Source organism: Cupriavidus sp. F041, assembly GCF_057814235.1.
On sequence record NZ_JBVASY010000001.1, the window covers coordinates 959,610 to 977,395 of the forward strand.

Here is a 17,786-nt window from a genome sequence, read left to right on the forward strand (position 1 = left end):
GCGAAGCAAAGGAGAGAACCGGCGCGCGGGCCAGGCGCCGGCAGCGAGCCCGCCGCGGCGTACCGTGGCGGGCTTGTTTTTTTGCGCTACCGGATGCGTGCCTCAGGTCCGGTACTGCCGCGGGCTGCCGGCTCCCCCTTGCGCATCAGGCTGCTGCATCGCCACTTGCCGCACTGGCTACGACTGCGCCGCCGCATGCTGCTGCTGACGCTGTAGCTCCTGCTGGCGCCGCTGCTGTTCCTGCTGCTGGCGCTGATGCTCCTGCTGCTGGCGCTGCATCTCCTGCTGCTGGCGCTGCTGGTCTTGCTGCTGCCGCTGCATGACTTGCTGTTGTTGCTGTTGCTGTTGCTGTTGTTGCTGTTGTATTGCCTGCTGCTGGCGTTGCTGTTCCTGTTGCTGCCGCTGCATCTCTTGTTGCTGGCGCTGCACGGCTTGCTGCTGCCGCTGCTGCTCCTGCATTTGCCGCTCCTGCTGCTGGCGCTGCATGGCCTGCTGCTGTATTGCCTGCTGCTGGCGCTGCTGTTCCTGCATCTGCCGTTGCTGCTGCTGTTGCATCGCCTGCTGGGCACGCTGCTGGTCGCCCAACTGCCGTTCCTGCTGCTGGCGCTGCATTTCCTGCTGCTGCTGCATCGCTTGCTGGGCGCGCTGCTGCTCACCTATCTGCCGTTGCTGCTGCTGGCGCTGCATCTCCTGCTGCTGTTGCGTTGCCTGCTGGGCGCGCTGCTGCTCACCGATTTGCCGTTGCTGCTGCTGGCGCTGCATCTCCTGCTGCTGTTGCATCGCCTGCTGGGCACGCTGCTGCTCACCCATCTGCCGCTCTTGCTGCTGGCGCTGCATCTCCTGCTGCTGTTGCATCGCCTGCTGCGCCCGCTGCTGGTCTCCCATCTGCCGTTCCTGCTGCTGGCGCTGCATCTCCTGTTGCTGTTGCACCGCTTGCTGCCCGCGCTGCTGGTCCCCGATCTGCCGTTGCTGCTGCTGGCGCTGCATCTCCTGCTGCTGTTGCATCGCCTGCTGCGCCCGCTGCTGGTCTCCCATCTGCCGCTCTTGCTGCTGGCGGCCCGGCCCCTGCGGATCGGTCTGCAGGGTACGGCCATTCTGCTGCGCGGCGGCCCGTTGCTCGGCCTGGCGTTGCTGGAACTGCTGGGCCTGTTGCGCCTGCTGGGCCTGCTGGGCCTGTGCCTGCTGTGCCTGCTGTGCCTGCTGAAGTTGCGATCCTGGCTGGCCCCCTTGCGGCGGCAAGCCGCGCGCCTGTTCCGGACGCGTGGTCCAGCCGCGCGCGCGCGGATCGCCGCCCTGCACGGGTGGCTGGCCGCCATGCTCGGCGCCGGCCAGGCCCTGCTGCGCGGGCGGGCGGGCGCCACCTTCGGCGCGTTGTGGGCCGAAGGCCGGCGTGCCTGGATTCCCGCCGCCGTAGGCGCCCGGCGCTCCCTGCCCTCCGGGCATCTGGCCCGACCCGTTGCGGCCATGGTAGACAGGCGCGGCCTGGCTCAACCTGACGGGCGCGATGGCCGCCGGGTTCCCGCCTGGCGCATTGCCGGCGCCACGCCATGCCGGCCCGGCGCCGGGCACGGTGCCGCCGGAGCGGGCAAAGCGCTGGGCCAGCTCATCGCTGGCCGGGCGGCCCGGCACGCGGGCCGCGATGGCCGGGCGCCCGAAGCTTTGCACGGCTTCCGGTGGCGCCGGGCGCGCCGGGGCCGCGCCATGCAGGCTGCCCTTGACGGGCGCCAGCGGCGGCGTGCCATTGGCCTCGCCCTGGGGAAGGTTGCGCCATGCCACGCCGCGCGCGCCGGGCGGCACGCGCTGGCCCTGTACAAAAGCGCGCGACGGCATGTTTGTGATCGCCCCCGGCACATTCCGGTTGATGAAGGCATCCCCGCCATGGCGATTGAACGCCTCGTTGTTGCCAGCGAAGCGGTTGATGCGGCTGAGATACGCCGGGCTGGCGCCATAGACCGGGCGGTAGGCCTCGCGCGGTCCCAGCGGGTACCACGCTACGCCCGGGCCACGTCCGTGCCAGTGGCCCTCGCCGATAAAGCCCACCACCGCGGGGGCGTAGACCGGCCGTACCGACCGCGGGCCCGGCATCCAGCCCCAACGGTTGCCGATGCGGGCCCAGCGGCCGTAGTGGGACGGGGCGAAGCCCCAGGGCGCATCGTCGCACCAGCTCCACCCCCACGGTGCCACCCAGGCCCAGTAGCCCGTGCTGTAAGGCGCCCAGCCCGCCGCCACCACGCGGGGGAACCAAACCGCGCCATAGCCGGGGTCTTCCTGCCAGTCGCCATAGTCGTCAAGCGCGGCATAGCCAGTCATTTCAGGCGCGACGTAACGGGCCGACGGCAAACTGTCCTCGCGCGCATCGCGCGCCATGGTCCAGCGGTCGAAGCCGTCCAGGGGAGGATTGGTGGCGCTGCCAGCCTCGGCCAGGTCGGTGCCGGCAAAGCGGATCTGCTCGCCGCGCCGCATTTGCAGCGAGCGGTTGTCGCCGTACACCACGGCGGAGCCGTGGTGCATGGTGACCACCGTGTTGCTGCCGTCAGGAGCCACGTCGAGGCGGTAATCGCCGGGCTCGGCCGGCACGAAAGCCAGGTTGGGCGTGTCGATCTCGACTGGCTGGTCGGGCGGCAGCGCGCGTACGCGCAATTGCAGCGTGCCCTGGGTCAGCTTGACCTGCGTGGCGCTGTCGTCGAGGTTGAGCACGGTCACGGCGGTGCCGCTGCCCAGCCGGATCGCCGTGGACCCGGCGTGCAATTCGGCCTGGCCGCCGTTGTCGACCCAAAGGCGGTCGCCGGTGGTAATGGGCCGGTTCAGGCCTGCCTGCGCCCAGTCGTCGGAACCCGCCGGGGCAAAGCTCAGGTTGCCGGCAGCATCGGTGATGGTGGCGATGCGGTCGGAAGGATCGGCGGACTGCGCCAGCGCCGGCAGTTGCCAAGTGATGAAAACGAGACTGGCGGCCAGGAGCAGGGCGCGCGTGCGGGAGCCAGGCCTGCGGTCGGAAAACATGGGATACCTCTTGGTAAGAATGGGCGCGCGGGCCAACACCTGCCACCCTTGCTATCACCATACTTCGCTTAACGCCAGGCTGCCGGACTAGCCGACTTGACTTTGTAAGCACATATTTCCCTGTCCTGGACAGGCGGGAGAGGCACAGCTTGCCTGCGCGCCGCCCGCCACGGCCCCCGCCACGTCGGGCAGCCAGGGCTGGCGGGACGAAACGGGACGAAGCAGGACAAAGCCGGAAACAAATTACCAGGCGGGAAGCGCGGCCGTGCAGGGCAGCCGGCACATGGTATCAACGGGGAAAAGGCGGAGCAGTGATGGTGGTCCGGGCCCGGCCCGCCCGGCTCAGCGAGCCGACTGCCGCAGGAATTCGGTAAATTTGTCGGCGGACATGGGCCGGCCGTACAGGTAGCCCTGCACCTCATGGCAACCGTTCGCGGCAAGGAAATCCCGCTGCTCGACGGTTTCCACGCCTTCGGCCACCACGCCGATGCCCAGGCTGCCGCCCACGTTCACCATGGCGCGCACGATGGCGGCGTCGACCGGGCTCTCGGTGACATTGCGGATAAACGACTGGTCGATCTTGATGCGGTCGACCGGGAACGACTTGAGGAAACTGAGCGAGGCGTAGCCGGTACCGAAATCGTCGCAGGTCAGGGTCACGCCATCCCGGCGCAAGGTCTGCAACTGCCCGGAGAACTCGTCGCCCTGCTGCAGAGCGATGGTCTCGGTGATTTCCAGCTCTAGCCGCTCGGGCGCCAGGGCCAGCTCGCGCAGCACGTGGCGGACTTCGGTCAGCAGGCGGCTCTCGCTGAGCTGCGCCGCAAACAGGTTGATGGCGACGCGCGGCGCATCGGGAAACCCCAGCGACCACATGCGCGCCTGGGCGCAGGCGGTGTGCAGCAGCCAGACGCCAACGTCCGCCGCCACGCTGCTGGCCGCCAGCGCATCGATGAAGCTGGCCGGCGTCAGCAGGCCCTGGGTGGGATGGCGCCAGCGCATCAGCGCCTCGGCGCCCACCACGCGGCCATCGCGCAGGTCGATCTGCGGCTGGTACAGCAGTTCGAACTGGCGTTGCGCGTAGGCATCGCGCAAGGCTTGCACCAGCGACAGGCGGGTCGTCACGTCGGTGCGCATCTGCGGCTTGAAGAAGCGGATGGTGCGGCCGCCGTCGCGCTTGGCCCGGCCCAGCGCCAGGCTGGCCGATGCCAGCGCATCGGAGGCGTTGTCGCCGCCGGCCGGCATCACGCACGCGCCCAGGCTGGCCAGCACATGGTGTCGCCGGTTGCCGTATTCGTGGGGCTCCGACTGGAGCGAGAGGATGGCCGCGCTGACATGGCGCACCAGGGTGGGATCCGCGATGGAGGGGAGCAATACGGCGAATTCGTCGCCGCCGATCCGCCCCAGGATGGCGTCGCGCGGCGAGGCGTCGCGCAGGCGGCGTGCCACGCGGCGCAGGATTTCATCGCCCTCGGCATGGCCGTGCATATCGTTGAAAGCACGAAAATCGTCGATGCCGAGCAGCAATAGCGAGCAGCGCGGGGTGGCCTCCGAGCGCAGGCGGCCTTCCAGCGTGTTCAAGAATGCCTGGCGCGACGCTACGCCGGTCAACGGATCGAGGTCCGCGTTCGACGGCGCGCCGGCCCTCGCCTCTGACCTGGCCACCATGCCTGCCCTGTTTGTGATTATCGACATCGGTCCGATCTGACTATTTGGCAAGTGTGACGAAAACCAGAAAAAAATCAAGCCGCGTCAAACCATAATATGGTGATATGTTGCGACCGGACAAATACCATTGCCCTTGGCGTTCCCTTCCGCGGGCGCCATTGAAATGGCAGAAGCCTTACAGTACCCTACCCCGCTATAACGCACCCCTGGTGCTCCGGCCAGCCTTCTAACCCGCGTCCGCGCGCCATTTTCACCGCGCCCGGCCGCCCGCTCCCCCCTACTACAAGAAAAGCAATGGGAAAACGCATCGTGACCCTCTGGACCATCCGCACGCGCATCCTGGTAAGTTTCGCCTTTATCCTGGCGGTCATTTTACTCACGGCGGTGATCGCCTACGACCGCCAGTCGGCCATCGAAACCAATGCCACAGCACTGCGCGACGATGCCCTGCCGGGACTCTACTACAGCACCGCCATGCGTGGCGCCTGGGGCGAGACCTATGTCCTCGCATGGCAGAGCGTTACCGCGGCCAATGAAGCAGAGCGGCACCAGTATGCTGAGAGAAATGCGGCATTGCGCAAGCGGCTGGACGCCCTGGAGGAGAAATACGCCGACTCGATCCGGCGCCCCGAAGACCGCCAGCGCTTTGAGAAGTACAAGGAGATCCGCCGTGGCTATGACGAAGCCTCTTCGGTGATCTTCGCGGCAGGCGGCGCCGAAGCCGGCGCCATGGAAAGCCGGCTGCGCGGCCCGGTCCATGCCATCTGGGACGAAGGCCGGACTACCCTGCAAGCACTGTTGGACGACAACAACAAGGTAGCCAGCGAAGGCGCCACCAGCATCAACCACGCGGTCGAGACCGCCAAGATCAGCATCGAGGTCTCGCTGATTGCCGCCCTGCTGGAGTCGCTGGTAGCCGGCTACCTGTTGTTCCGTTCCATCACCGTGCCGATGCGCTCGATCGTCGATCTGCTCACCAATATGCGGGGCGGCGACTTGCGCCAGCGCCTGTCGCTCAATCGCAAGGACGAATTCCTGGAGGTGGAGCAGGGCTTCAACCAGATGACCGGCGATCTTACCGGGCTGGTCGGGCAGGCCCAGCGCTCGGCCATCCAGGTGACCACTTCCGTCAACGAGATCGCCGCCACCGCGCGCCAGCAGCAGGCCACCGCCACGGAGACCGCTGCCACCACCACCGAGATCGGCGCCACCTCGCGGGAGATCTCCGCCACCTCGCGCGACCTGGTACGCACCATGACCGAAGTCTCCAGCGCCGCCGAGCAGACCGCCGGCCTGGCCGGCACGGGCCAGGTCAGCCTGTCGCGCATGGAGGCCACCATGCACCATGTCATGGAAGCCGCCGGCTCCGTCAACGCCAAGCTGGCCACCCTGAACGAGAAGGCGGGCAATATCAACCAGGTGGTCACCACCATCGCCAAGGTGGCGGACCAGACCAACCTGCTGTCGCTCAATGCCGCCATCGAAGCCGAGAAGGCCGGCGACTACGGCCGCGGCTTCTCCGTGGTCGCCACCGAAATCCGCCGCCTGGCGGACCAGACCGCGGTAGCCACCTACGATATCGAGCAGATGGTGCGCGAGATCCAGTCCGCCGTGGCTGCCGGTGTCATGGGCATGGACAAGTTCTCCGAAGAAGTGCGGCGCGGCATGTCCGAGGTGACGCAGGTCGGCGACCAGCTCTCCCAGATCATCGGCCAGGTGCAATCGCTGGCGCCGCGGGTGCAGATGGTCAACGAAGGCATGCAGGCCCAGGCTGGCGGCGCCGAGCAGATCAACCAGGCCCTGATGCAGTTGTCCGAAGCGGCCCAGCAGACCGTGGAATCGCTGCGCCAGTCCAGCCAGGCGATCGACGAGCTGACGCTGGTTGCCAACGACCTGCGTACCGGCGTGTCGCGCTTCAAGGTATGAGCGCGCCGGGCGCCGGCACCACGCCATGAAACTCTTCCTGCTCTTTCGCATCGGGCCGGACCACTACGCACTGGACGCGAACGAGATCGCCGAAGTGCTGCCGCTGACCACCCTCAAGCACCTGCCCGAGGCGCCGCCCTGGGTCAGCGGGCTGCTGGCGCGCGGTGGCGAGGTGGTGCCGGTAATCGACATCAACGAGCTGGCCACCGGCACGCCGGTCGCCAAGCGGACCAGCACGCGCACCGTACTGGTGCATTACCGCCGGCAAACCGATGCGCCGGCGCGCCTGCTCGGGCTGCGCCTGGAGTACGCCACCGAGACGCTGCGCTGCGATCCCGCCGAATTTGTTGACAGCGGCGTGGACCCCGCTCCGGCGCGCTACCTGGGGGCCGTGCGCAACGGCAGCCAGGGGATGGTGCAGTGGATCAAGGTCGATGCCCTGCTGTCCGACGCGGTACGTGCGCGCCTGTTTCCCGACTTGCCGGCAGTTGAGCCTGCCGCGCCAGGGCCATGACCACCGCCGCCCATATCGAGGCCTTGCTCAAGGAGCGCATCGGCCTGGACACCGCCACCGTGGGGCCGGGCATGGTCGAGCGCGCGGTGCACGAGCGCCTGGCCGCGGCCGCGGCGCCGGATCACCACGCCTACTGGAACCTGCTGCACGTGCAGCCGGACGAACTGCAGGCGCTGATCGAAGCCGTGGTGGTCCCCGAGACCTGGTTCTTCCGCCATCGGGAGGCGCTGCTGGCGCTCGCCCGCTTTGCCGCCATGCGCGTGTTCGGAAGCGCTCGCGAACACGAGGATGCCGGGCCACTGCGCATTCTCAGCGTGCCCTGTTCGACCGGCGAAGAACCGTATTCGATTGTCATGGCGCTGCTCGATGCCGGCGTGCCGGAGCAGCGCTTCCAGGTCGATGCCGTGGACATCAGCGCGCGCTCGCTGGAGCGCGCGCGCATCGGGCAATACGGCAGCAACTCCTTCCGGGGCAGTCCGCTGGATTTCCGCGACCGGCATTTCACCGCCAGCGCGGGCGGCTACACCCTCAAGGCCAACGTGCGCGCCAAGGTGCGCCTGCTGCACGGCAACCTGCTCGATCCGGTCCTGATGGCCAATGAGGCCCCCTATCACTTTGTGTTCTGCCGCAACCTGCTGATCTATTTCGACCAACCCACGCAGCGGCGTTCGCTCAAGGTGCTGGAACGGCTGAGCCGGCCGGACGCCATGATTTTCGTCGGCCCGGCCGAAGCCAGCCTGCTGACGCGGCACGGCTTTGTCTCGGCAGGCGTGCCGCTCGCCTTTGCCTTTACCCGGCGCAGCGCGCATGCGCAGGCCCCGGGCAACCCTGCCGTGCCGGATTACCTGGCCCAGCTGTCCGATCCGGTCCGGGCCGCGCCGCCGCCGTTATCGTGGCCGGCGCGTACGGCCGTGCCCGCCAGGGCGCTGGCCCCGCGCGGGCAGGCACGGCCCATGGCGATACCGCCCCCCCGCGCCGCACCGGCCCCGGCCGCCGGCAAAACGGCCGCCCCGGCCAATGCCGACGCCGATGCGCTGGCCAGGATCTCCCGGCTTGCCGATCGCGGCGACCTCGCCGCCGCGGTGGCGGCCTGCCTGGCGCACCTGGAAGCGCAGGGCCCGTCGGCCGCCGCCTATTGCCTGCTTGGCGTGCTCCACGATGCCACCGGCCGGCCGGCCGACGCGCGCGAGGCCTATCGCCGCGCGCTTTACCTCGACCCGGCTCACCAGGAGGCGCTCTACCATATGGCTGCCATCCTGGAAGCGGAAGGCGACGGCGCGGCAGCGGCGCGCCTGCGGCACCGCGCACAACGCAAGACCCCGACCCATCATGGCTGAGCCCGCATCGCTTCCCCCGGCCGAGCATGGCCTCCCGCCCGGCTTGACGACTGTCGCCGTGGATGACTGCTGGCGCCGCATCGGCGTGCTCGGAAATGGCAGTTGCCCGCTGCTGGCCACGCACATCCATTGCCGCAACTGCCCGACCTACTCGCGCGCGGCGCTCACGCTGCTCGACAACCTGCCTACCGGCGAAGTGAGCCTGCCCGCCGATAGCGCCGTCCAGGCCGAGACCGCCACGCGCGGCCCCACCCTGTCCTGCCTGGTGTTCCGCATCGGCGACGAGTGGCTGGCGCTGCCGGCGGCCGCGCTGGCAATGGTCACCGCGCCCTGCCCCGTGCATTCGCTGCCGCACCGCCACCACGCCGCGGTGCTGGGACTGGCCAGCGTGCGCGGCAACCTGCTGGTGTGCATCTCGCTGGCGAAGCTGCTCGGCCAGGACCCGGCCGCCGGCGCCGCGTCCAACGCTGCCGCCGATGCCAAGGGCGGCGCCGGGCACGGCGCCCGGCTGCTGGTCCTGGGCCAGGGCCGCACCGCCATCGCGCTGCCGGTGGACGAAGTCACCGGCATCGAGCGGATCGCGGAGGCAGCCCTGCAGCCACTGCCAACTACCTTGTCGCGCGCCTCGGCGCATTACACCCGGGCCTTGCTCAAGAGCGGCGGACGCAGCGTCGGCCTGCTCGACCCGGCCCTGCTGCAACAAGCCCTGAAGCGGAGCCTGGCATGAACCCCGACCAGTTGCGCGACGCCTCCCTGCTGGAGCTGTTCGCGCTGGAGGCACAATCGCAGGCCGAAGTCCTCAATGCCGGCCTGCTGTCGCTGGAGCGCGACCCTACCGCGGCCGACCAGCTCGAGGCCTGCATGCGCGCAGCCCATTCGCTCAAGGGCGCAGCGCGCATCGTCGGCCTGGATGGCGGCGTGCGCGTGGCCCACGTGATGGAAGACTGCCTGGTGGCGGCCCAGCACGGCGAACTGCGGCTGCGGCCGGTGCATATCGACGCCCTGCTCCACGGTACCGACCTGCTGCTGCGGCTGGGCTGCCCGCCGGGCGGCGATCCCCGCTGGGCCGACCAGGCCGGCAAGGCCGAGATTGATGCCCTGGTGCTGCGGATGGCCGCGCTGCTCGCCGGCGAGGAAGTCGACGCCGACGCCTGGGCGGCGGGTCATGCCGCGCAGCGCCTCGCGCCGGGGAGCGAACCGCTGCCCGAGTCGCTGGCGGAGTCGCTGGCCGCAAGCACTACGCCCGTGAGCGCGGCGCGGCCCGAGGGCCCGGCGCCCGACGCGGTCGTGGGCACCAAGGCCGCAGGGCCAGCCACGCAGCCCTCCGGCCTGCCGGATGCCCAGGAGCGCATGCTGCGCGTCAGCGCCGATACGCTCGACCAGCTGCTCGCGCTGTCGGGCGCGGCGATGGTGGAGACGCACTGGCTCAAGCCCTTCGGCAACGCGCTGCAGCAGACTCGGCGGCTGCAGATGCGCGCGCTGCAGGCGCTCGATGCGCTGCAGGTGGCGCTCGCGGCCAGTCCGGCGGACGCCCTCGCCCGGAACTCGCTGGCCGAAGCGCAGCGCTTGCTCGGCGAGAGCCACCAGCAGTTGTCGCAACGGGTCACGGAACTGGAGCAGTACGACCACCGCACCGGCCGGCTTGCGCACCAGATCTACGACCGGGCGCTGGCCAGCCGCATGCGGCCCCTGGCCGACGGCCTAACCGGTTACTCGCGCATGGTGCGCGACCTGGGCCGCTCGCTGGGCAAGGCGGTTCACCTCGAACTGGTCGGCGAGAGCACCAAGGTCGACCGCGACATCCTGGAGCAGCTCGAGGCGCCGCTGGCCCACCTGCTGCGCAACGCGGTAGACCACGGCATCGAAACGCCGGAAGCGCGCCTGGCCGCCGGCAAGCCGGCCGAAGGCCGCATCACGCTGAACGCGCGCCACAACGCCGGCCGGCTGGTGATCGTGATCGCCGACGACGGCGCCGGCGTGGACCTCGATGCCCTGCGCCGCGCCATCGTTCGGCGCAACCTGGTGCCCGAGGACACCGTGGCCAGGCTGTCGCAGGCGGAGCTGCTCGACTTCCTGCTGCTGCCCGGCTTCAGCATGCGCGAGACCGTCAGCGAAGTGTCGGGGCGCGGCGTCGGGCTCGATGCCGTGCAGGACATGCTCCGCCAGGTGCGCGGCAGCATCCGCCTGACGCAGGAGAGCGGACACGGCATGCAGTTCCACCTGGAGTTGCCGCTCACCTTGTCGGTGGTGCGCGCGTTGCTGGTCGAGATATCCGGCGAGGCCTACGCCTTCCCGCTGGCTTACGTCATGCAGGCCATCCACCTGGAGCGCGGCGACATCGAGCAACTGGAGAACCGCCAGCACTTCCGCTTCGGCGACCGCCAGGTGGGGCTGGTAAGCGCCGCCCAGGTCCTGCAGCAAGCGGAAGCCCGCCGCGACGAGGAGACGGTGCCGGTGGTGGTCCTGGGCGACCAGGAGCGCACCTACGGGGTGGCGGTGGACCGGCTGCTGGGCGAGCGCATCCTGGTGGTGCAACCCCTGGTGGCGACCTTGGGCAAGATCAAGGACATCGCCGCCGGCAGCCTCACCGAGGACGGCACGCCGGTGCTGATCTTCGATGTGGAGGACATGGTCCGCTCAGTGGAAAAGCTGCTGTCGGAAGGCAAGATCGACCGCATCCGCCGTGGCAGTACCGAGGCGGCGCCGGTCCGGCGCAAGCGCGTGCTGGTGGTGGACGATTCGCTCACGGTGCGCGAGCTTGAGCGTAAGCTGCTCGCCAACCGCGGCTACGAAGTCGCGGTCGCGGTGGACGGCATGGATGCCTGGAACGTGCTGCGCGCCGAATCCTTTGACCTGGTCATTACCGACATCGATATGCCACGCATGGACGGCATCGAACTGGTCGGCCGCATCAAGCGCGACGCCCGCCTGCAGCAAGTGCCGGTGATGGTTGTGTCGTACAAGGACCGGGAGCAGGATCGCCAGCGCGGCCTGGAGGCCGGGGCCGACTACTATCTGGCCAAGGGCAGCTTCCAGGACGCCGCGCTGCTCGATGCCGTTCAGGACCTGATTGGAGAGGCGCGCGCATGAAGATCGGCATCGTCAACGACTCCCAGCTGGCCGTGGCCGCCCTGCGGCGCGTCATCGCGCTCGACCCTTCGCTGGAGGTGGCATGGGTGGCCGAGGATGGCGAAAGCGCCGTGCGCATGGCCGCCGCGCGCACGCCCGACCTGATCCTGATGGACCTGCTGATGCCGGTCATGGACGGCGTCGAGGCAACCCGCCGCATCATGGCCGCCACGCCGTGCGCCATCGTGGTGGTGACCATGGACCTGGGCCGCAACGCCAGCCAGGTGTTCGACGCCATGGGCCACGGTGCGGTCGACGCGGTCGATACGCCCACGCTGGCCGAGCCGGATTCGAAGCTGGCCAGCGGCCCGCTGTTGCGCAAGATCCGCAATATCGGCCGGCTGCTCGATGGCCGCACCGGGCCCTCGCGCGCGGCTGCGCCGCTGACGCGCAAAGCCAGCACCGAGCGCCTCGTGGCGGTGGGGGCGTCGGCCGGCGGCCCTTCCGCGCTGGCCACTGTGCTGGGCGGCCTGCCGGCCGGATTCAACGCCGCCGTGGTCGCGGTCCAGCATGTGGACGAGGCCTTCGCGGCCGGCATGGCCGACTGGCTGGACGCGCAGTGCCACTTGCCGGTGCGGCTGGCCCGCGAGGGCGAGGGTCCGCAGCCGGGCACCGTGCTGCTCGCCGGCACCAACGACCACCTGCGCCTCATCGGCGCCACTCGCATGATCTACACGGAAGAGCCGCGCGACTACCTGTACCGGCCGTCGATCGATGTATTTTTTGAGTCCGTGGCCCAGCACTGGCGCGGCGACGCGGTGGGCGTGCTGCTCACCGGCATGGGCCGCGACGGTGCGCTGGGCCTCAAGGCCATGCGCGAGCGCGGCTGCCTGACCATTGCCCAGGACCAGGCCACCAGCGCCGTCTATGGAATGCCCAAGGCCGCCGCCGCGCTTGGGGCCGCCAGTGAAATCCTGCCTTTGCCGCAGATCGCCGCCCGCATCGTACGGGCGTGCAACACCAACAACAATCAGTAACCACGGGCTGGACAGAGGTGCCGGACATGCAGCGAAACAAGCCAGGCGGTACAGGCAGTAGCACAGCCGCGCCAGGATCAGCTTTTCAGCGCCTCCCAGCCAGAGAGCATGAGGAACACAATGTCTAAAGATACAGCCCCTAGCACCAGGCAGCACCAGGATGAATACAAGGCCATGGTGCTGCTGGTGGACGACCAGGCCATGGTGGGCGAAGCGGTAAGGCGCGAACTCGAACCCGAGCGGGACATCGATTTCCACTATTGCGCCAAGCCCGACGAAGCCGTCGCCGTGGCGGAGCGCACCCGCCCCACGGTGATCCTGCAGGATCTGGTAATGCCCGGCATCGACGGCCTGACGCTGGTGCAGCGATACCGCGCCAACCCGGCGACGCGCGACATTCCCATCATCGTGCTGTCCACCAAGGAAGAGCCGATCATGAAAAGCGCGGCCTTTGCCGCTGGCGCCAACGACTACCTCGTCAAGCTGCCCGACACCATCGAACTGGTGGCGCGCATCCGCTATCACTCGCGCTCCTACCTCAACCTGCAACAACGCGACGAAGCCTACCGCGCACTGCGCCAGAGCCAGCAGCAGCTGCTCGAGACCAACCTGGAACTGCAGCGGCTAACCAACTCGGACGGCCTGACGGGGCTGTCCAACCGGCGCTATTTCGACGAGTACCTCGGGGCGGAATGGAAACGCGCCAATCGCGAGCAGAGCCAGCTGGCGCTGCTGATGATCGACGTGGATTCGTTCAAGGCCTACAACGACACCTACGGTCACGTGGCTGGCGACGAAGTGCTGCGCCGCGTGGCGGGCGTGATCCGCGAGAACTGCGCGCGCCCTGCCGACCTGCCGGCGCGTTTCGGCGGCGAGGAGTTCGCCATGATCCTGCCCTCCACCTCGCCCGGCGGCGCGCGGCTGCTTGCCGAGAAGGTCAGGCGCGCAATCGAATCCCTGCAGGTACCGCATAGCGGCTCCCCGGTAGGCGCGTATGTGACGGTCAGCATCGGCGGCACGGCGATGGTGCCCGGTGCCGACATGCCATTCAGCCGCATCGTCGAAATCGCCGACGCGGGTCTCTACCAGGCCAAGCGCAATGGCCGCAACCAGGCCGTGATGACATCCTGACCGGGCGGGCGGCACGCATCGCGCGCCTGCTGCCTGCCGCATTTCGCCGCCGGCCTTCATCGCCTCCGCGCCGGTTTTGACCAGGACCGGCGTAGCCGCGCGAAATCAGGTCGAGCACCTCGGTTTCGCGGGCCGAAAGCGTCGCCCCCTGGGCGCCTGGCGCGTCCGGCGCCGGCAGGCCCGGCGCGCTGGCGCTGCGCAGCCGGGTGATGACCACACCTATGCGGAAACCGCCGGGCACCTGTCGATCAGCGTGCATACGGTGCAGGCGCATATCAAGAACATCTACGGGAAGCTCGCGGTCAATTCCCGCACCGAAGCCGTCTTCGAAGCCCACAAACTCGGCTTGCTGAAAAAACCTTGTGAGACCGCTGCCCGGAGCGCATCCGGCCGGCATCCTGGCGGGGTACTGTGGTTTGTCTCTTGCTGTACCCGGCAAGGTGGGAGGCGGGGGAGACTGGCTGAGGGTTGGGCGCCCCTCAACTCCCCTGCCCGATATCACTCTGCAGCACGTCCAGGTGCGAGAGATAGTTATCCAGTTCCTCCCGCCCGCTATCCGTAATGCAATAGACCCGGCCACTGCCTTCCACCAGCTCCGCCGTGATGGCCCGTGCGATGAGCAAGCTACGCAGGATGGGCCTGAGAGAACGAATATTCTTCTCGACCCCATGCTCACGCAAACGGTCGACCAGTGTCATCACTGTCGATGGACTCGACTGGACAAGTTTCAGGATGTACAGCTTCGAAACGAAGCCATCTAGTGCTGGAGTTCTCATGCGGCGCCTGTGACGCACCAGGCAGCGGTGCGATAGAGCGGATCATCATGCGCAGCCCTGGCGCTGCGAGCGCAGCCGGGCGTGTTCAGTGCGAGCGGCCCGGCTTGCACCGGGAGCGCTATCTAAAAAAATCGGGGTGCCAGAGGCACCCCAAATCTTGCGTTGCGTGCGCCGGCACGAGGCCGGCGCGGGTGGGGCTCTATGACTACTCTTCCTGGAACGCCTCTTCGCGCTTCGCCTTGATCGACGGCAGTGCAACAACAGCGACCAGTGCGGCGGCGGCGATCAGCAGGCCCATCGACAGCGGACGGGTCACGAACACGGTGAACTCGCCACGCGACAGCAGCAGGGAGCGGCGGAAGTTTTCTTCCATCATCGGTCCCAGTACAAAGCCCAGCAGCAACGGTGCCGGCTCGCACTTGAGCTTCAGGAACAGGTAGCCGATGATGCCGAAGCCTGCCGCCATGAACACGTCGAAGGTCTGGTTGTTGACCGAGTACACACCAATACCACAGAACACCAGGATGGCCGGGTACAGGAAGCGGTAAGGCACGGTCAGCAGCTTCACCCAGATTCCGATCATCGGCAGGTTCAGGATGATCAGCATCAGGTTGCCGATCCACATCGAGGCGATCAGGCCCCAGAACAGCGCGGGGTTGCTGGTCATGACCTGCGGACCCGGCTGGATGTTGTGGATGGTCATCGCACCCACCATCAGCGCCATCACCGCGTTGGGCGGAATGCCCAGCGTCAGCAGCGGGATGAAGGAGGTCTGCGCGGCGGCGTTATTGGCCGATTCCGGACCTGCCACGCCTTCGATGGCGCCCTTGCCGAATTCATGCGCGTACTTCGAGGTCTTCTTTTCCAGCGAGTAGGCCGCGAACGAAGCCAGTGCAGCACCGCCGCCCGGCAGGATGCCCAGCGCCGATCCCAGCATCGTGCCGCGCAGAACCGCGGGCGCCATGCGCTTGAAGTCTTCCTTGGTCGGCCACAGGTTGGTCACGCGGTCGGTGAAGGTCTCGCGGTCTTCCTTCTGCTCCAGGTTGGCGACGATTTCAGCGAAGCCGAACATACCCATGGCCAGCGCGACGAAGTCGATACCGTCAGTCAGTTCCGGAATATCGAAGGAGAAACGCGCGGCACCCGAGTTCACGTCGGTACCGATCAGACCCAGCAGCAGGCCCAGCACGATCATCGCAACCGCCTTGGGCAGCGAACCCGAAGCCAGCACCACGGCACCGATCAGGCCCAGCACCATCAGCGAGAAGTATTCGGCGGGACCGAACTTGAACGCCAGTTCCGACAGCGGCGTAGCGAACGCGGCCAGGATCAGGGTTGCCACGCAGCCGGCGAAGAACGAGCCCAGGCCCGAGGTTGCCAGCGCTACCCCTGCCCGCCCCCGCCGTGCCATCTGGTAGCCATCGATGGTGGTCACCACCGACGACGACTCACCCGGCAGGTTGACCAGAATGGCGGTGGTGGAGCCACCGTACTGCGCGCCGTAGTAAATACCGGCCAGCATGATCAGCGCGGCCACCGGCGGCAGCGTGTAGGTCACCGGCAGCAGCATGGCGATGGTGGCCAGAGGCCCCAGGCCCGGCAGCACGCCGATCAGGGTACCCAGCACGCAGCCCAGGAAGGCGTATGCCAGGTTTTGCAGCGACAGCGCCGTGGAGAATCCCAAGGCAAGATGGTCAATCAATTCCATATGGCCGACTCCTTAACCAGTAATGAAAGCAGGCCACACCGGCATCTGCAGGTTGATGCCGTACACGAAGGCGCCCATGCTGATCAGCACCAGCACGATGGCGTTCAGGATCGCGCCCTTCCAGCTGAACTCATGGCTGGCCATCGACGACACCAGCACCAGCACGAACACTGACAGCACCATGCCGAGCGGCTTGAGCAGCAGGCCGAACAGCACCACCGAACCCAGGATCCACAACAGGGTCTTCAGGTCCCAGCGGGCAAGCTGATCCTTCTCGCCCTTGCTAGATAGCGAACCGATCAGAACAAATGCACCGAGTATGGCGAGTACCAGACCGAGCAGAAACGGAAAATATCCGGGGCCCATCTTGGCGGCTGATCCCATGGAATAGCCGCGAGCGACGAAGGAAAAGCCCAATCCGACCAGAATGAACATCAGGCCGGAGGCAAAGTCCTTTTGGCTGCGTATGCGCAAAACGATTCTCCTCAAAGTACATAGAAGCAGTGCCCTCCACACACAGGCTCTTGCATGCGAAGGCGGTTCGATCGGCAGGGAAGATGCTGTCCCTGCAGGTTGGTTCGAACATTAGAGAGGCGATCTTTCAGCTTGCTTTCATTTGTCTTGGTTTAGGGGTATTCACCGATACGCAGTGAAATTCCCTGAAAAAAATATGCATCACATCGTGATGTATTAGCGAAAGAAGCATGAAAGGGAACTGAAGGGAAATCGAAGGGAAATCGAAGGGAAACTGAAGGGGAAGGAAGCCCAGAGGCACCAGGAACCGCGGAGATCGGATATGCGCCTGGCACGAACACGCGAACGCCGGCTGCCGGCAGAGGGCATCGAGCGCGAGGCATTCAAGGTGGAACACGCAGCAAGAAAACACGGACGGCATGCATCCGCTTTGACCACGGCGAGCACAATGCCATACGCAACTTTCGATTGCCTTTCATGCCGCTGCGCGTGGCAGTCGCAGCATCCGGGGCGGACTCTGCGATAATGTCAGAGCACGAACATGATAAGCGTATTGATCCATGAGCCATCCCGCCTCGCGCCGCCCGCCTAGCCCGGCCCCCCTCCCCGCCATGACTGCCGCGGCGCACGGCGTGCCCCGTCCCGGCGAGGGCAAACGCGGCGAAAGCGGCTACCTCGGCTATCTGCTGCGCCAGGCCGGCGCCGCTAACCGGCTGCGCATGGAGCGCGCACTGGGGGACCTCGGCGTCACCTCTCCACAATTCGTGGTGCTGACCATGCTGGGCTCTTATCCCGGCTTGTCCAATGCCGACCTCGCCAGGCTCGCCTTGCTGACGCCGCAGACCGTCAGCGTGATCGTGGCCAACCTGGAGAAGGCCGGATCGATCCGGCGCCAGCCCCATCCGGTGCACGGCCGGATCCAGAACATTGTGCTGACGCCGGCCGGCGCCGCGCTGCTGGCCACGTGCCGCGAGCGCGCCCTGCAGAATGAAGCGCAGTTGCGCGCGGGCCTCACGGAGCAGGAGGAGCAGGTGGTGCGGCGCTGGCTGGCCGGGCTGGCAAGGGGAAATGAAAGTGAAAGCGGCCCCGCTGAACACGGGGCCGTCCTGGAGTGATGCAATGCGGCGTGCCGGACGCCGCCAACCGGTG

At 67.5% G+C, this 17,786-nt stretch carries 14 protein-coding genes and 1 pseudogene; 10 read left to right on the plus strand and 5 right to left on the minus strand.

What is annotated here, in order from left to right; all coding sequences use genetic code 11:
- Nucleotides 1–177: 177 nt before the first annotated feature.
- Entirely contained in the window at nt 178–3,000 is a 2,823-nt protein-coding gene (locus tag ACZY0R_RS04420; RefSeq protein WP_488857300.1) for a DUF6600 domain-containing protein, read from the minus strand.
- A gap of 342 nt (nt 3,001–3,342) precedes the next feature.
- Nucleotides 3,343–4,578, minus strand: a complete 1,236-nt coding sequence (locus ACZY0R_RS04425) for a putative bifunctional diguanylate cyclase/phosphodiesterase (RefSeq protein WP_488857301.1) — start codon at nt 4,576–4,578, stop codon at nt 3,343–3,345.
- Between ACZY0R_RS04425 and ACZY0R_RS04430 the strand changes: the two genes are divergently transcribed.
- The 9 genes and pseudogenes from ACZY0R_RS04430 to ACZY0R_RS04470 form a co-directional block, all read left to right on the plus strand.
- Nucleotides 4,571–4,705 (plus strand): hypothetical protein, encoded by a 135-nt coding sequence (locus ACZY0R_RS04430; RefSeq protein WP_488857302.1) that lies wholly within the window; start codon nt 4,571–4,573, stop codon nt 4,703–4,705. The two genes, ACZY0R_RS04425 and ACZY0R_RS04430, sit on opposite strands and share 8 nt — an antisense overlap.
- 254 nt (nt 4,706–4,959) lie before the next feature.
- Nucleotides 4,960–6,591 carry a methyl-accepting chemotaxis protein gene (locus ACZY0R_RS04435; RefSeq protein ID WP_488857303.1) on the plus strand — a complete coding sequence of 544 codons (1,632 nt, stop codon included), beginning with the start codon at nt 4,960–4,962 and terminating at the stop codon, nt 6,589–6,591.
- Nucleotides 6,592–6,616: 25 nt separating this feature from the next.
- Entirely contained in the window at nt 6,617–7,105 is a 489-nt protein-coding gene (locus ACZY0R_RS04440) for a chemotaxis protein CheW (RefSeq protein WP_488857304.1), read from the plus strand.
- A complete protein-coding gene (locus ACZY0R_RS04445; RefSeq protein ID WP_488857305.1) occupies nt 7,102–8,442 on the plus strand; it encodes a CheR family methyltransferase in 1,341 nt (446 codons plus the stop codon). The genes ACZY0R_RS04440 and ACZY0R_RS04445 overlap by 4 nt, the downstream gene beginning before the upstream one ends.
- Nucleotides 8,435–9,169, plus strand: coding sequence for a chemotaxis protein CheW (locus tag ACZY0R_RS04450; RefSeq protein WP_045236293.1), 735 nt, complete (start codon nt 8,435–8,437; stop codon nt 9,167–9,169). Before ACZY0R_RS04445 ends, ACZY0R_RS04450 begins: the two co-directional genes overlap by 8 nt.
- Nucleotides 9,166–11,532, plus strand: a complete 2,367-nt coding sequence (locus tag ACZY0R_RS04455) for a hybrid sensor histidine kinase/response regulator (protein WP_488857306.1) — start codon at nt 9,166–9,168, stop codon at nt 11,530–11,532. The genes ACZY0R_RS04450 and ACZY0R_RS04455 overlap by 4 nt, the downstream gene beginning before the upstream one ends.
- Nucleotides 11,529–12,548: a chemotaxis response regulator protein-glutamate methylesterase gene (locus ACZY0R_RS04460; protein ID WP_045236291.1), complete on the plus strand. Its 1,020-nt coding sequence runs from the start codon at nt 11,529–11,531 to the stop codon at nt 12,546–12,548. The genes ACZY0R_RS04455 and ACZY0R_RS04460 overlap by 4 nt, the downstream gene beginning before the upstream one ends.
- Before the next feature lie 120 nt (nt 12,549–12,668).
- Nucleotides 12,669–13,679: a diguanylate cyclase gene (locus tag ACZY0R_RS04465; protein WP_488857307.1), complete on the plus strand. Its 1,011-nt coding sequence runs from the start codon at nt 12,669–12,671 to the stop codon at nt 13,677–13,679.
- A 214-nt stretch (nt 13,680–13,893) separates the two neighbouring features.
- Nucleotides 13,894–14,034, plus strand: a pseudogene (locus ACZY0R_RS04470) (helix-turn-helix transcriptional regulator); the annotation flags it as partial.
- Nucleotides 14,035–14,158: 124 nt separating this feature from the next.
- Here ACZY0R_RS04470 and ACZY0R_RS04475 read toward each other — a convergent pair.
- The 3 genes from ACZY0R_RS04475 to ACZY0R_RS04485 form a co-directional block, all read right to left on the minus strand.
- Nucleotides 14,159–14,455 (minus strand): helix-turn-helix transcriptional regulator, encoded by a 297-nt coding sequence (locus tag ACZY0R_RS04475; RefSeq protein ID WP_045236288.1) that lies wholly within the window; start codon nt 14,453–14,455, stop codon nt 14,159–14,161.
- Between the two features lie 205 nt (nt 14,456–14,660).
- Nucleotides 14,661–16,163 carry a tripartite tricarboxylate transporter permease gene (locus tag ACZY0R_RS04480; RefSeq protein WP_488857308.1) on the minus strand — a complete coding sequence of 501 codons (1,503 nt, stop codon included), beginning with the start codon at nt 16,161–16,163 and terminating at the stop codon, nt 14,661–14,663.
- Nucleotides 16,164–16,175: 12 nt separating this feature from the next.
- A complete protein-coding gene (locus tag ACZY0R_RS04485; protein WP_045236286.1) occupies nt 16,176–16,637 on the minus strand; it encodes a tripartite tricarboxylate transporter TctB family protein in 462 nt (153 codons plus the stop codon).
- Between the two features lie 611 nt (nt 16,638–17,248).
- Between ACZY0R_RS04485 and ACZY0R_RS04490 the strand changes: the two genes are divergently transcribed.
- Nucleotides 17,249–17,752 carry a MarR family transcriptional regulator gene (locus tag ACZY0R_RS04490; protein WP_045236285.1) on the plus strand — a complete coding sequence of 168 codons (504 nt, stop codon included), beginning with the start codon at nt 17,249–17,251 and terminating at the stop codon, nt 17,750–17,752.
- The last annotated feature ends 34 nt before the right edge of the window (nt 17,753–17,786 follow it).

Excerpts from the sequence above, each read along its gene's own strand:
- ACZY0R_RS04420 (WP_488857300.1), bottom strand. The coding sequence starts at position 3,000 with ATGTTTTCCGACCGCAGGCCTGGCTCCCGCACGCGCGCCCTGCTCCTG.
- ACZY0R_RS04435 (WP_488857303.1), top strand. The coding sequence starts at position 4,960 with ATGGGAAAACGCATCGTGACCCTCTGGACCATCCGCACGCGCATCCTG.
- ACZY0R_RS04440 (WP_488857304.1), top strand. The coding sequence starts at position 6,617 with ATGAAACTCTTCCTGCTCTTTCGCATCGGGCCGGACCACTACGCACTG.
- ACZY0R_RS04445 (WP_488857305.1), top strand. The coding sequence starts at position 7,102 with ATGACCACCGCCGCCCATATCGAGGCCTTGCTCAAGGAGCGCATCGGC.
- ACZY0R_RS04450 (WP_045236293.1), top strand. The coding sequence starts at position 8,435 with ATGGCTGAGCCCGCATCGCTTCCCCCGGCCGAGCATGGCCTCCCGCCC.
- ACZY0R_RS04455 (WP_488857306.1), top strand. The coding sequence starts at position 9,166 with ATGAACCCCGACCAGTTGCGCGACGCCTCCCTGCTGGAGCTGTTCGCG.
- ACZY0R_RS04460 (WP_045236291.1), top strand. The coding sequence starts at position 11,529 with ATGAAGATCGGCATCGTCAACGACTCCCAGCTGGCCGTGGCCGCCCTG.
- ACZY0R_RS04465 (WP_488857307.1), top strand. The coding sequence starts at position 12,669 with ATGTCTAAAGATACAGCCCCTAGCACCAGGCAGCACCAGGATGAATAC.
- ACZY0R_RS04475 (WP_045236288.1), bottom strand. The coding sequence starts at position 14,455 with ATGAGAACTCCAGCACTAGATGGCTTCGTTTCGAAGCTGTACATCCTG.
- ACZY0R_RS04480 (WP_488857308.1), bottom strand. The coding sequence starts at position 16,163 with ATGGAATTGATTGACCATCTTGCCTTGGGATTCTCCACGGCGCTGTCG.
- ACZY0R_RS04490 (WP_045236285.1), top strand. The coding sequence starts at position 17,249 with ATGACTGCCGCGGCGCACGGCGTGCCCCGTCCCGGCGAGGGCAAACGC.